The following is a 12,630-nucleotide window of genomic DNA, read 5'->3' as shown; positions in this document are numbered from 1 at the left end:
ACCCACAGCTCTCCCTGCGGAGACCATGGGGTATCGCTGCCTTCTCTCATCCGGACTATGACCGTCGGCTTCGGCATTGGACCGAATCTGCTGACCCGCAATCATCCGGAGACGACTGCGGCGCTCGCGGGCTCGCGGCCATTTGCATGCCCGCCTACCGCCGGTGGGGAGTTCCACCCCGCCCTGAAGACCCGGCAAGGATACGCGCCGGAACGGCAACGGTCGAGCCGGCGGCATCGGTTCGCAACGGTCGACGGCGAAAAAAGGGGCTTTTTGCCGGTCGACCGTCCGGCGCGCGCATTTTTCCGGCAGCCGTTGCAACAGGAAGACTGCTGCAACAGGCCGCGCAAACCCGGACTTTTTACCGGTCGACCGCAAAAATTGCCGCTTTTTCCGCCGCCGCTCCCGGCACGGCCGCGAAATCCGGCGTTTTGCAGCATGGCACCGATATTGCAATTGCCATCCGCCAGGAACAGGACATTTCGGGAGGACAACAATGAGCATCACCGCCATCGCATCTTTTTACGCCGCCAGCGCCACCAGCGCCGTGCGCAGCGCGGCAGCCAGCCAGGGCACGGCCAGCACGGCCGAGACGAGCGGCACGACGGACAGCGCCAGCACGACGGTCAGCATCTCGGACGAAGCCCGCCGGGCAGCCGCCAGCGCAGGCGGCATCGCCGTCCCGGAATCCATCCGCCAGGACGCCCTGGCCGAACTGAACCGGGTTTTCCCGCAGGATATCCTCGACGAGGCCAAGGCCCGACTCGAGGCCAACCAGGGCATCAGCGGCAGCAGCAGCGCCACGCCCGGTCTCGGCAACCTGCCCCTGCTGCCGGAAAACGAAGCGCTGATCGCGCAGATCAAGAGCGAAATGCACGCCGCGCACGCCGCCAACAAGGAAGGCATGACCAACCTGACGCCCTATGTCCGCCTGATCAACGCAGTCCAGAAGGAAGGCTGGAAAGCGCCGATGAGCATGGAAGACGCGCAGCGTGAAGTCGATATCTCGCTGGCCATGTCCAGGCTGACGCCGGCCGCGAGCGAAGAACCGCTCAGCGAAGCCGAGCAGTTGCAGAAGGACAAGACGGCGATGGCGCAATTCGAAAAGGAACTGGCCGGGGAAGTCCCCGACAAATTGAAACAGCGCTGGCAGGAAGCCGGCCTGAGCATACCGGAAACCGCCACCACGACCTTCCCGCAATCGATCTGGCTTGGCCTGGCCAAGGCCGCCGGGATCGGCGAAGACGAGTTCCTCGGCAAGGCGCGCGAGCTGGCCGGCAACTACAAGGGCAACAGCTTCCTGCAGGAAATCGAGAAATTCATCAGCGAGCGCTACACCGCCAGTTCGGGCACCTCGACGACCAGCTGAGCCGGCGCCGGCGGACAACGCCGGCTGCAGCACGGGGGCATTGCCGTTTAAACTTCGCCCTTTCCCATTTTGCAGCCCGGCATGCGCATCCTCCACACTTCCGACTGGCACCTCGGCCAGCATTTCATGGGCAAGAGCCGGCAGGCCGAGCATCAGGCGCTGATCGCCTGGCTGCTTGAGCAGGTGGATGCACATCAGGTCGACGCGGTGATCATCGCCGGCGACATTTTCGACACCGGCACGCCGCCCAGCTACGCCCGCGAGTTGTACAACCAGTTGGTCGGCCGCTTGTTCAAGGCCGGCGTGCCACTGCTCGTGCTCGGCGGCAATCACGATTCGCCGGCGACGCTGGGCGAAAGCCGCGACCTGCTCGCCCATCTCGGCACCACGGTAATCGCCGCGACGCACCAAGATCCGGCAACGCAGGTCATCGTCCTGCCGCAGCGCAACGGCGAGCCCGGCTGCATCGTCTGCGCCATTCCCTTCGTGCGGCCGCGCGACGTGCTGAGCAGCCAGGCCGGGCAAAGTGCCGAAGAAAAGCAGCGCTCACTGCAAACCGCCATCCAGGAACATTACGCAGCGGTCCACGCCGCGGCGCAGGCCAAAATGGCCGAGTTGGCCAACACTCTGCCGGGCAAGCTGCCCATCGTCGCCACCGGCCACCTGACCACGGTCGGCGCCAATACCAGCGAATCGGTGCGCGAAATCTACGTCGGCGCGCTTGAAGCCTTCCCGACCGCCGCCTTCCCGCCGGCCGACTACATCGCGCTCGGCCACATCCACCGGCCGCAGAAGGTCGGCGGCCTCGAACACATCCGCTACTGCGGCTCACCGATCCCGCTCGGCTTCGACGAAGCGAAGCAGCAGAAGGAAATGCTGCTCGTCGATCTCGGCGCCGACGGCCTGAAATCAGTCACTGTGCTGCCGGTGCCGCGCTTCCAGGGCCTGGTCGCAGTCAGCGGCAATCTCGAAACCCTGGCCGGCGCGATCGGCGCCGCCGCGGCCGAAGGCACGCGCGACTGCCCGGCCTGGCTGGAAGTCACCGTCGCCGAAGACGACTACCTGGCCGACCTGCCGGCGCGCATCGAAGCGCTGACCGAAGGCTGGCCGGTCGAAGTCCTGCGCATCCGCCGCCAGCGCGGCAATGCGGTCGCCAGCCTGGCGGCGGAAGCCCGCGAAACCCTGGACGAACTCAGCCCGCACGACGTCTTCGCCCGCCGCCTGCAACAGGAAGCGCTCAGTGACGAGATGCAGGCAGCGCTCGATCAACGCTACCGCGCCATCGTCGCCGGCCTGCAGGGAGAGGAAGCATGAAGATCCTGACCCTGCGCCTGAAGAACCTCAATTCGCTGAAAGGCGACTGGTTCGTCGATTTCACCCAGCCGCCCTTCACCGACAACTGCCTGTTCGCCATCACCGGCCCGACCGGCGCCGGCAAATCGACGCTGCTCGACGCCATCTGCCTCGCCCTTTACCACCAGACGCCGCGCCTGAAGACCGTCTCGGCCTCCGACAACGACATCATGACGCGGCACACCGCCGACTGCCTGGCCGAGGTCGAATTCGAGGTCAAGGGCGCCGTCTACCGCGCCTTCTGGAGCCAGCGCCGCTCGCGCGACAAGATCGACGGCGCATTGCAGGCGCCCAAGGTGGAACTCGCAGCCGTCGATAAAAACGGCGACGGCACCATCCTCAGCACGCAAACCAACGACAAGTTGAAGCGCATCGCCGAAATCACCGGCCTCGATTTCCTGCGCTTCACCAAGTCCATGCTGCTCGCCCAGGGCGGTTTTGCGGCCTTTTTGAACGCCAGCGCCAACGAACGCGCCGAACTGCTCGAAGAACTGACCGGCACCGAGATCTACGGCGAGATTTCGCGCAAGGTGTTCGAGCAGGCGCGCGAAGCGAAAAGCCAGCTCGACCAGCTCAAGGCGCGCGCCGACGGCATGGAACTGCTCGGCGACGAGCAACGTGCCGCGATGCAAACCGAAGTCACCCGCCTCGACACCCAGCTCGCCGACGTCCAGCAGCGCCACGCGCAGACGCAAAATCAGCGCCAGTGGCGCCTCGACCTGGCGCAAGGCGAGCAGGAAGTCAAAATCGCCGAAGGCAAGGTACAGGAAGCCGACGCCGCGCTAACCGCCGCCGCGCCCGAACTGGCAAAGCTCGCCGCCAGCGAACCGGCCGAAGCCTTGAAACCACTGCACCTGCACTGGCAACAAGCCGGCGCCGCCTGCCAACACAGCGAAAACGAACTCAAAACCCTGCACGCCGCGCGCGAAAAACTGCAAGCTGAACAACTCGCCCAACACGCCGCCGCCCAACACCACAGCGCCGCAGTTGCCACGCAGGCGCAGCAGGCCCTGCAACTCAGCCAGCGCGAAGCCAAACAAATCGACGACTTCTGCGCCGGCCAGCCGCAACGCGCCCAACTCGGCGAACGCCTCGGCGTCTGGCGCCAGCAGTTCGAGCAGAAGGCCAAACTGGGCCGCGACCTCGCCGCCCAGCAGCAGGCGCAGCAAAAACTGGCCGACGAACTCGCCGCCACCGTCCGCCAGCTCGCCACGCAAGCCACAGCGGTCGACCTCGCAGAAAAGGCAAAAACCGCCGCCGACACCGCGCTGGAAAAAATCCAGGCCGAACAGAATCAACGCTTAAGCGGTCCAAACACCAGCGGCCAGACCCTGGCCGAACTGCGCCAGCACTGGCAACGCGAACAGGCCGGCCTGAATCGCTGGCAGCAACTCGAAGCTCTCGCCCAGCGCCGGCGCGAACTCGCCGCGACGCAAACCGCGCAGGCAACGCAGTTGCAGCAGGCGCAGGCAAAGATCGAAGCACAGGAGAAAAAGCTGGTCGCCCTGCGCGAACAGCACAAGGAACTCGCCGCCCAGGTCGCCGACAAGAAAAAGCTGCTCGAACAGGAACAGCGCATCCGCAGCCTGGAAGAGCATCGCCGGCAACTGCAGCCGGGCGACGCCTGCCCGCTGTGCGGCGCACACGAACACCCGGCGATTGCCGACTACGCGGCGCTCGACGTTTCCGCGACCGAAAACGCCCTCAAGGAAAAGCAGGCAGCGCTCGACAAGCTCGTCGAAACCGGCCAGCAAGCCCGCAATGACCTCACCGCGCTGGAAACGACGCGCAAGGCGCTGCTCGAACAGCAGGGCAAAACCGCCGCGGATGCCGACCGCCTGCAAACGGAATGGGTCGAGCTGCTCGCCGGCAACACGACGCTGGCGGTCGACGCCTGGCAGGATGCCAAAATGCTCGCCGCCAGCCGCGCCGCCGCCGAACAGGCGCAGTCCCAGCTCACCCAGCGTCTGCAAGCCGCCGACCAGGGCGAACAGGCGCTCAACGCCGCGCGCAAGACCGCGGCCGATGCCGCCCAGGCCCTGCTCAACGCCGGCAACCAGCAAAAATTGCTGCAACAGACGGCACAAACCGGCCAGCAACGCCAGGTCGAACTCGCCAAAGCCGCACAAGCCATCGCCCAGGAACAAGCCGAACTCGACGCCAAGCTAGGCGCCACGCTGCGCGCCGCCGGCTACGACCTCCCCGCCGAACCCGCCGCCTGGCTGCAGGAACGCGACAGCGAATGGCAGCACTGGCAACAGACGCAGAAGCGCCGCCAGGAACTGGCCGAAACTCTCATCCAGCAGCAGACCCGCTTCGAGGCCGCGCAGGCGCAAGCCGCGCACTGGCAGGAGCGCTGGAAAATCGTCGCCGCCGAGCGGTCGACCGCTCAGGAAGGGCAAAAACCGGCGGAAGTCAGCGCCGATCCGGCCGCCGCCCTCACCCGCTGCGCCGACGCCATCGCCGACCTGACGCAGCACCTCGCCGCCCAGCAAGGTCGGCAGGCCCAACTCGCCGCCAATCTGGCAGAACAGAAAAAGGCCCTTTCCGACGCGTCGACCGCCTGGCAGACGGCGCTGGCCGCCAGCCCCTTCGCCGACCTCACCGCTTACGAAAACGCACTGCTGCCAGCCGAAGAACGCCAGCGCCTGCTGCAACTGAAGGAAGCCCGCCAACTAGCCCAGCAACAAGCCGCCGCCGTGCTCAACAGCGCGCGTGAAAAGCTGAGTCGCTTACATACCGCTCCGCCAAATCATCTCCCTCCCCTTTATGTCCCGCAGGGACGGTATCCCTTGGGACAAGGGGGAGGCCGGGAGGGGGATGGGTCACCCCCGCCACTCCCCGAACTCGACGCCGCCCTCGCACAACTCGACACCACACGCCGCGAACTCAGCGAACAGCTCGGCGCCCAGCGCGCCCTGCTCAGCCGCGACGAACAGGCGCGCCAAAACCAGCAGGCGCTGTTCAAGGAAATCGCCGCGCAGACAACGGAAAGCGACCTCTGGCAACGCCTCGACAGCCTGATCGGCTCGGCGAAAGGCGACAAGTTCCGCAAATTCGCCCAGGGCCTGACCCTCGACCACCTGCTGCACCTCGCCAACAGCCACCTCGCCCGCCTGCATGGCCGCTACCTGCTGCGCCGCAAGACGAGCGGCGAACTGGAACTCGACATCGTCGACAGCTGGCAAGGCGAAGTCGCCCGCGACACCCGCACGCTATCGGGCGGCGAAAGCTTCCTGGTCAGTCTGGCCCTGGCGCTGGCCCTCTCCGACCTGGTCAGCCACAAAACCAGCATCGACTCCCTCTTCCTCGACGAAGGCTTCGGCACCCTCGACGCCGACACCCTGGAAATCGCGCTGAATGCCCTCGACACCCTGAACGCCAGCGGCAAGATGATCGGCGTCATCAGCCACGTCGAAGGCATGAAAGAGCGGATTCCGGCGCAGATTCGGGTGGAAAAAGGGGGCGGGGTTGGGTATTCAAGGTTGAGGATTTAGGCGGGAGAAAGCGGCTGCGGTCGATAGGAAAAACTAGGCATTTTCCCTATCGACCATTTGGATCAACGATGACAGGGACGTTTGCCATTCCAAAATTCAAATGTCTCTGCCTCATTTCGCAACATGTCTCCGTTAACTCCATCTCTCGAAAGATCTACGCGCCTCAGCGAATACATTTGGCATTTAACCATTTTGAGTTAGATAATGCGGATTCAATTAACCGCAAGATCCTTTTGAGGGCTGGCTATGGAAGCGATTCTGCAGCAATATAGGTTCGACTTTATTTGGCACTTCACCGACAAATCGAACCTAGAGTCGATCCAGCAGCACAACGGTTTGCTCTCGTGGGGTGAGCTTCAAAGACGTGGTGTAGCAGTTCCTACCCCTGGTGGGAACCAATGGAGTCATGACGCAGACAAAGGCAACAGGGTTGATGATTATGTGCACCTTGCCTTTTTGGACGATCATCCGATGTTGTTCTGTGCGAAGCAAGATGGGAGGATTACAGCACCTATATGGTTAAAGATAAATTCATCTATCCTTCTGGGGGATGGGGTGCGTTTCTCAAGCGATGTATCAAATAAGGCAGGAGTTCAGACTCTTACTGCTGCGGAAGCAACTGAACAAATTGATTTCGAGGTACTCTTTACACGTACCAACTGGAGAGACCCAGCAATTCAAGCAAGACGGCGAACTGCACTTAAATCAGAAATTTTGGTTCCTCGAATTGTCCCATTAAACATGATTATCGATTGGAAAAATGGCTAGTCGCCCAATATTTTCGGCTATAGGAGACCCTTCTCACTTAGTCAAAGAAACTCCGATTACCTTTGCATGGAATCCTGGTTTTGCACCGATTCAAAAGAAGAAGAATGTGATCGCTTTGCATGAGGCTGCGGAAGAGAGAGGGATTTTCCCTTTATTGGAGGTATCGACTAAATCTGAGGAGCGGCTTGGTCAGAGGTTGAGTGCATTCAATTTAAAAATTCGGACCGAAGTTGGAGAAATTAGCATCGAATCCGCATACCAGGGAAGCAAAGTATTTAAAGCTGGTGGGCCATACACAGATATTTACAGAATGGATAGCTGGTCAGCGAAGAAGGATGAACGACTGAAAACTTCTGGCTCATTACAAGGGTTCGACTATTTTGGTCAGAAGTGGCCATTAATTCCGAAGACCGCATTCTATGATTGGTTATATCTCACGGCACTCGAGCCTCATCAAGAGTTTCTGAAACGGCTGTTTCAATACAAAGGCTTTACAGATATTGAATTTAATCCAGAGAAGTCAATCAACTGCCAAGCCCGGACCTGCGCTCTACTCGTTTCATTGCTTAAGCTTGGCGCTTTAAGTGATGCTTTGAGGTCTCAGGGTGATTTTATAGCAATGGTGGCTTCGGATTCATTCAATCAAGCCCACTCAGCTGACCTGAAGCAGCGAGTATTGCTATAAACATGAAGGGTCAGAGACCAATGGCACTACCTTAAGCGAATTCGTATTTCAAATAGCGAGTAAACCAAAGGGGTCAAAGCGATTTGAAAATCCAGCCCCCTTTGTCCGCAAACAAATCAGGCCGCGGAATGCTCACACAGCAGCCCTAAATCAGTCATCCCCAGCCACCGGCAAATACCGCTCCAGTTCCATTGCGTCATGCAGCAGTCGGAGCACATCGATGACATCGCCCCCCTGGATGCTGCCGACGCGGAACATCACGAAATGCCGGCCTTTACGCCCATTGCGGGCGACATGAAGAGTGTGGATGTTGTCGCCGATTTCCGGTCGCGCCTTGACCCCGATGATGCTTGGCCCGGCACTCAAGGCTTGCAGCGCGGACGACAAGGTTCCAGCATAACTGCGCGCCTGCGCCGAACCGAAATTTTCCATGGTCCAGCGCAGGATTTTCCGGTAATCCGCCTCAGCTGCTGCCGACAGGCGAACCGTCCAGGAATTCCCGGCCACTATTCGCCAATCGCTTCGGCAGTCAGCTTTGCCAGATGCTGACCAAGCCCATCCGCAGCGTCGAAGCTGCGGAAATTGCCTGCTTCAATATCGGCAATGCCAATTTTGGCGGCATCGCGCAGGGCCGCCAGACGAATTTCATCTTCGGACTCCCGGCGCTCAATCAAGCGCAATCCTTCGCGCAATACCTCACTGGCGTTCTGGTAACGCCCGGAGCTGACAAGCTGCTCGACAAGGCGGGCCTGATGGTCGGTAAGGACAACGTTGCGGGTTGGCATGGGCGCCTCCTGAGCCAAGTGTTTGTATTGGCATACTATGCCATAGCTTGCAAAGACAGCAAGAAATTGCCATTGACCGGCCGAAAGAATAATTGGGGTCAGGAATAATTGCGGGCTTGACGTAGATAGATGAGGACTCCGTTCTTGCAAATCGAAAGTTTGAGTTTCGATTTGCAATACCAGCAAAAGTCCGCCTGCATGTTCAGAGAACCAAAGGGTCTGTTGCTCTACCCGACTTGAACAAACGCAAATCAATGGGGCCGGATAGACTCATCAACATGAAATATATCCGCCCCATTATTAACGTTCATGTTTAAGCTTGTTCCTCCCAAGAACGAAACCAGCCCATGTCTTCGCGCAGAGATTTCCTCGTTACTGCCCTCGCCTCCATCGGCGCAACGGCAGGCTTGTCGTCATGTTCTTCGGAAACCGGGGAGGACAGTTACGGGAACGTATTAACCCGGCAATCCAATAGGTTCATTACGCGGCATATTGGATTTTTCGGTGTCTAAAATAGGACATAACCCGTTTTGGGCGATTCTGTATTTTCATCATTGCACCTCGCACCTTTGATTCCAGTTCATCCCGATTCCTGGCAGGCTTTCCGCCATGAACCAAGGCCTTCAGGTCGCAATTCAGATACTCGTCCGGATTGAGTTCCGGGGCGTAGGCGGGCAAGAAGAACAACTCAATGTGCTCGGTATGTTTTTCCAACCAGTCCCGAACCTTGTTGCTGTGATGCACTCGCAGGTTGTCGAGAATCAAAAACACTTTGCGTCCAGCATCACGAACCAGGCGTGCAAGGAATCGAATCAGGACAGTGGCCGTCATCGTTTCCCGATAGAGCATGAAGCGCACTTTCCCCTGGTTGGTGACCGTGGAGATCATGTTCGTGGCAAACCGGCTGCCGGGCACCCTTTGAACAGGTGTTTTTCCCGCTGGCGCATAGCTCCGGCCATGTTGGCAATCGCTACGGATGCCCGTTTCGTCACCCCAGTGAATCTCCGCCCCTTCGTCCTTGGCGCGCCGGGCGATGCGTGGGTAACTCTCCTTGAGCCAAGCCTCCACCAATTCAGGTTTCTGCTCATAGGCCCGCTTCAACGGCTTCTGCGGTGTAAAACCCCAGCGCTTGAGATACTCACCGACCGTCCGAATCGGCATGTCGATCTTGAAACGACGATGGATCAACTCCTGAACTGCTGCCCGTGTCCAGAGCGCGAAGGAAAGCTTGAGTTGGTCAGGCATTTTCTCGCTGATCAACTGCTGCACTGCCCACTCCTGTTCCACGCTGAGTGTGCGTCGCTCACCAATCTCCGTGCCTCTTTTGCCGCCTTCTACCGCCGACTTGAGGCCTTCTGCCTGGTAGCGCGACCACCAATATTGGACCGTACGGGAATGTACTCCGACCGCTAATCCAATCTCGGCAAATTCGCGTCCGTTCATTCGCATGCGAAGCGCTATCTTGCGCTTCTCCTTTTGTTGCTCTGGCCTGAGCTTGCGGGCATCTTCTTTATCCATGCAAATATCATAACATAAACGCCCTATCTATTTGCCAGGTTAATAGTGGATCGCACATGGCGACACGGCCCGCTGGTGTCCGATGACAAGGGCGCTCTTCTGCGCGAACTCGTGCGCTACGCGACCTTGGCGCCGTCGAGCCACAACACGCAATGCTGGAAGTTTCACCTGGCCGATGACGCCATTTCGCTCTTGCCCGATTTGGCGCGCCGCTGCCCAGCGGTCGACCCGGACGATCACCACCTTTTCGTTTCCCTCGGGTGTGCCGCCGAGAACCTGATCCAGGCGGCCTCGGCCCATGGCTTCAATGGGCACGCCGATTTCGACGCCACCGGAGGCAATGTGCTGCGGGTGACTTTGGCGCCGACCCGCCCCGTCGCATCAACGCTGTTTCAGGCAATCCCCGCGCGGCAGAGCACGCGCGGCGAGTATGACGGCCAGCCGCTGGCCGCGTCGGAACTCGAACTGCTTGCGCGGGCCGGTCGCGGCAATGGCGTCGGCGTGATCCTGCTGAGCGAAAGGCAGGCAATGGAGAAGGTCCTGGAGTATGTCGTTCAAGGCAATACGGCCCAGATGAACGACCCCGCCTTCGTCGCTGAACTGAAGAAATGGATCCGCTTCAGCACCGCCGAGGCGGTGCAAACGGGCGACGGGCTGTACACCGCATCGTCGGGCAACCCGGCACTGCCGAGATGGCTGGGCAGCCTGCTCTTCGGCATGTTTTTCACCCCGCAGAACGAAAACGACAAGTACGCGAAACAGCTGCGCAGTTCGGCCGGCATCGCGATCTTCGTCTCGGACACGCCCGGCCCGGCCCAATGGGTGGAGGTCGGCCGCTGCTACGAGCGATTCGCGCTGCAGTCGGCGGCCCTGGGGATTCGCAATGCGCTGATCAACCAGCCGGTCGAGGTCGCATCGCTGCGCCCGCAGTTCGCCGATTTCCTGGGGATTGGCGAACGCCGGCCCGATCTTGTCGTGCGTTTCGGGCGCGGCCCGAAATTGCCTTCCTCACTGCGTCGACCGGTGCAGGCGGTGCTGGTTTGAGTTCGCGTACACGCTGATACGACAATTTCAGCATCCGGGAAGACATGGGTGCACTGCGCCATATCCCCTGTCAGTTAACGGTGCTCGGCGAACGATCCCAGACATTCCAGTTGTTCGACGCCCACCTTGCGATGCCAATGCCAGAGATCCTTGGCATCAGGGCTTTTCGGACATCCGACCAGTATCACCACGGACAAGTAACCGCGACGCTGACCGTAGGCATGCCAACCTGCGGGATCGCTGGCGGGGGCTGCAGGCAGTAGGTGGTTCCGGCCGCGCTTTCGACTTTGATCATGCCATTGCTGTACTGGGAAACACGCGTTCCCGCGCCCTTGTTTTCAAGTGCTTTTGCCACCCCGGGCAGCAAGGCGTGATCGGCAATCGCCACTGCCTGCCGAGGCGCACCGTAACCCTCGGCCCGAGCGATTTCCCGCGCAGTAGCGAGGATGGCATCGCGGGTAAGATGGCCAGGCGAAGTCGCTGCTACGCTGCTTACGGTTTCGGCCGCGGCTTCGGTTGAGGCGCGCTTGACTGCAAGCTGCTGACTCGCGCGTTTCGATTCGCCCGCCATCGGCAGCGGACCGACCCGGACGAACGGCGCTGCCGGCGACAAGCGCGCCTCCAACACTACGACCTGCGCAGCCCGGAGCGTTGGCGGGGGACGGACAGCGATCGCCACCGCCAGATGCAGCAACAACGAAAGCGCCAGCGCCGGAAACAGCCGGGACGTCACGGCCAATCCCTCACCTGCCGTCGGGCTCCCCCGCTCCGTCAATCCCCGCTTCCGCCGGAACATGAACGAGCAAGTCGCCAGGCTGGCAGGCGAGGAATTCGCAGATCTTTTCCAGGGTCTCGAAGCGAACCCCCTTGACCTTTCCCTGCTTGAGCAAGGAAACGTTGGCTTCGGTGATGCCCACGTATTCGGCAAGATCCTTCGATCTTGCCTTGCGATTGGCGAGCATGACGTCGATACGGACTACGATGGGCATGAGCGTTCCTGGCGCAATCAGACAAACGACGCGTTTTCGTCGGCCAGCGCCAGCCCCTCGCCGATGACTCCAGCCATCAGCCATACCAGCGCAGCAAAGAACAACAGGAAGAGCTGATCCGAGCCCAACCCGAGCGCCAGCATGCGCTGCCCGGGGGTATTCGCCAGCGTCACAACCACCGAGGCTGCCGCATCGCAAAATATCTTGGCAATCGCCGAAGCCACCGACCAGGCGGCAAAATTGCGCAGATAGCGGATAGCCTCACCTGAAAACACCCGGCCGGCACCGAACAGCAGGAAACACTTGCGCGCCTGCCAGACGCCGACCAGCAACAAGCACAACGGTACTTCCATCAACAGGCAGCCGAGCAGGCGCTGCCAGGTCTGCAGTTCTCCCTGTACGACATCAGGCGCGAGATTGGTCCGCACTGCCAGCGTCCCGGTGTCGCTCAACATCCAGTAGAGGACGACCGACAACGGCAACACGACAATTGCCAGAAGACATCCCGAGGCCAGGCGACGAGCGAGTTTCGGAAGATCGGACGGGGCCAGGGGGAGGGTCAGATGTGTCATCAAGTGCTCCATGAAAAATTTGCATGACGCATCGTAATTCAATAATATCT

The 12,630-nt window shown here is 60.6% G+C and carries 13 protein-coding genes and 1 riboswitch; of the genes, 7 read left to right on the top strand and 6 right to left on the bottom strand.

The features are described 5' to 3' along the window. Nucleotides 1-34: 34 nt before the first annotated feature. Nucleotides 35-195: riboswitch (FMN riboswitch) on the bottom strand. 301 nt (nucleotides 196-496) lie between these two features. The 5 genes from KI612_RS08470 (at nucleotide 497) to KI612_RS08450 (ending at nucleotide 7,672) form a co-directional block, all read left to right on the top strand. Further along, on the top strand, nucleotides 497-1,369 hold the full coding sequence (locus tag KI612_RS08470; protein ID WP_226443422.1) for a hypothetical protein: 873 nt from the start codon (nucleotides 497-499) through the stop codon (nucleotides 1,367-1,369). Nucleotides 1,370-1,450: 81 nt separating this feature from the next. Then, nucleotides 1,451-2,683, top strand: coding sequence for an exonuclease subunit SbcD (gene sbcD / locus KI612_RS08465; protein ID WP_226443420.1), 1,233 nt, complete (start codon nucleotides 1,451-1,453; stop codon nucleotides 2,681-2,683). Next, on the top strand, nucleotides 2,680-6,219 hold the full coding sequence (gene sbcC, locus KI612_RS08460) for an exonuclease subunit SbcC (protein WP_226443418.1): 3,540 nt from the start codon (nucleotides 2,680-2,682) through the stop codon (nucleotides 6,217-6,219). Before sbcD ends, sbcC begins: the two co-directional genes overlap by 4 nt. A gap of 246 nt (nucleotides 6,220-6,465) precedes the next feature. Next, nucleotides 6,466-6,987, top strand: coding sequence for a DarT ssDNA thymidine ADP-ribosyltransferase family protein (locus KI612_RS08455; protein WP_226443416.1), 522 nt, complete (start codon nucleotides 6,466-6,468; stop codon nucleotides 6,985-6,987). After that, nucleotides 6,980-7,672 (top strand): DarT1-associated NADAR antitoxin family protein, encoded by a 693-nt coding sequence (locus KI612_RS08450; RefSeq protein ID WP_226443414.1) that lies wholly within the window; start codon nucleotides 6,980-6,982, stop codon nucleotides 7,670-7,672. The genes KI612_RS08455 and KI612_RS08450 overlap by 8 nt, the downstream gene beginning before the upstream one ends. Before the next feature lie 150 nt (nucleotides 7,673-7,822). Here KI612_RS08450 and KI612_RS08445 read toward each other — a convergent pair whose 3' ends face one another. Together KI612_RS08445 and KI612_RS08440 are read right to left on the bottom strand one after the other, a co-directional pair. Further along, nucleotides 7,823-8,179 (bottom strand): type II toxin-antitoxin system RelE/ParE family toxin, encoded by a 357-nt coding sequence (locus KI612_RS08445; RefSeq protein ID WP_226443412.1) that lies wholly within the window; start codon nucleotides 8,177-8,179, stop codon nucleotides 7,823-7,825. After that, nucleotides 8,179-8,643 carry a type II toxin-antitoxin system ParD family antitoxin gene (locus KI612_RS08440; RefSeq protein WP_226443410.1) on the bottom strand — a complete coding sequence of 155 codons (465 nt, stop codon included), beginning with the start codon at nucleotides 8,641-8,643 and terminating at the stop codon, nucleotides 8,179-8,181. The genes KI612_RS08445 and KI612_RS08440 overlap by 1 nt, the downstream gene beginning before the upstream one ends. Before the next feature lie 161 nt (nucleotides 8,644-8,804). Between KI612_RS08440 and KI612_RS19940 the strand changes: the two genes are divergently transcribed. Beyond that, nucleotides 8,805-8,969 (top strand): twin-arginine translocation signal domain-containing protein, encoded by a 165-nt coding sequence (locus KI612_RS19940; RefSeq protein WP_226443408.1) that lies wholly within the window; start codon nucleotides 8,805-8,807, stop codon nucleotides 8,967-8,969. On the opposite strand, the gene KI612_RS08430 is transcribed toward KI612_RS19940, so the two are convergent. Continuing rightward, the gene (locus KI612_RS08430) at nucleotides 8,938-9,975 is read right to left on the bottom strand and encodes an IS630 family transposase (RefSeq protein ID WP_226440294.1); all 1,038 of its coding nucleotides are present in this window, start codon (nucleotides 9,973-9,975) and stop codon (nucleotides 8,938-8,940) included. The two genes, KI612_RS19940 and KI612_RS08430, sit on opposite strands and share 32 nt — an antisense overlap. 75 nt (nucleotides 9,976-10,050) lie before the next feature. Between KI612_RS08430 and KI612_RS08425 the strand changes: the two genes are divergently transcribed. Further along, complete coding sequence (locus KI612_RS08425) at nucleotides 10,051-11,019, top strand: Acg family FMN-binding oxidoreductase (protein WP_226443406.1); 969 nt, start codon at nucleotides 10,051-10,053, stop codon at nucleotides 11,017-11,019. Nucleotides 11,020-11,203: 184 nt separating this feature from the next. Here the strand turns inward: KI612_RS08425 and KI612_RS08420 are convergent, their stop codons facing one another. Genes KI612_RS08420 through KI612_RS08410 form a run of 3 tightly spaced genes read right to left on the bottom strand, consistent with a single transcriptional unit; the run spans nucleotide 11,204 to nucleotide 12,580 of the window. Further along, a complete protein-coding gene (locus KI612_RS08420) occupies nucleotides 11,204-11,758 on the bottom strand; it encodes a hypothetical protein (protein WP_226443404.1) in 555 nt (184 codons plus the stop codon). 4 nt (nucleotides 11,759-11,762) lie between these two features. Then, nucleotides 11,763-12,008 carry a helix-turn-helix domain-containing protein gene (locus KI612_RS08415; protein ID WP_226443402.1) on the bottom strand — a complete coding sequence of 82 codons (246 nt, stop codon included), beginning with the start codon at nucleotides 12,006-12,008 and terminating at the stop codon, nucleotides 11,763-11,765. Between the two features lie 17 nt (nucleotides 12,009-12,025). After that, nucleotides 12,026-12,580 (bottom strand): DUF2975 domain-containing protein, encoded by a 555-nt coding sequence (locus KI612_RS08410; RefSeq protein ID WP_226443400.1) that lies wholly within the window; start codon nucleotides 12,578-12,580, stop codon nucleotides 12,026-12,028. Nucleotides 12,581-12,630 lie beyond the last annotated feature (50 nt).

It is taken from the genome of Quatrionicoccus australiensis, from assembly GCF_020510525.1.
Classification (GTDB): domain Bacteria; phylum Pseudomonadota; class Gammaproteobacteria; order Burkholderiales; family Rhodocyclaceae; genus Azonexus; species Azonexus australiensis_B.
This window is presented reverse-complemented; position numbering and strand designations above follow the sequence as displayed.

Coding starts and splice junctions, on each gene's coding strand:
- KI612_RS08470 (WP_226443422.1), top strand. CDS start 497: ATGAGCATCACCGCCATCGCATCTTTTTACGCCGCCAGCGCCACCAGC.
- sbcD (WP_226443420.1), top strand. CDS start 1,451: ATGCGCATCCTCCACACTTCCGACTGGCACCTCGGCCAGCATTTCATG.
- sbcC (WP_226443418.1), top strand. CDS start 2,680: ATGAAGATCCTGACCCTGCGCCTGAAGAACCTCAATTCGCTGAAAGGC.
- KI612_RS08455 (WP_226443416.1), top strand. CDS start 6,466: ATGGAAGCGATTCTGCAGCAATATAGGTTCGACTTTATTTGGCACTTC.
- KI612_RS08450 (WP_226443414.1), top strand. CDS start 6,980: ATGGCTAGTCGCCCAATATTTTCGGCTATAGGAGACCCTTCTCACTTA.
- KI612_RS19940 (WP_226443408.1), top strand. CDS start 8,805: ATGTCTTCGCGCAGAGATTTCCTCGTTACTGCCCTCGCCTCCATCGGC.
- KI612_RS08430 (WP_226440294.1), bottom strand. CDS start 9,975: ATGGATAAAGAAGATGCCCGCAAGCTCAGGCCAGAGCAACAAAAGGAG.
- KI612_RS08415 (WP_226443402.1), bottom strand. CDS start 12,008: ATGCCCATCGTAGTCCGTATCGACGTCATGCTCGCCAATCGCAAGGCA.
- KI612_RS08410 (WP_226443400.1), bottom strand. CDS start 12,580: ATGACACATCTGACCCTCCCCCTGGCCCCGTCCGATCTTCCGAAACTC.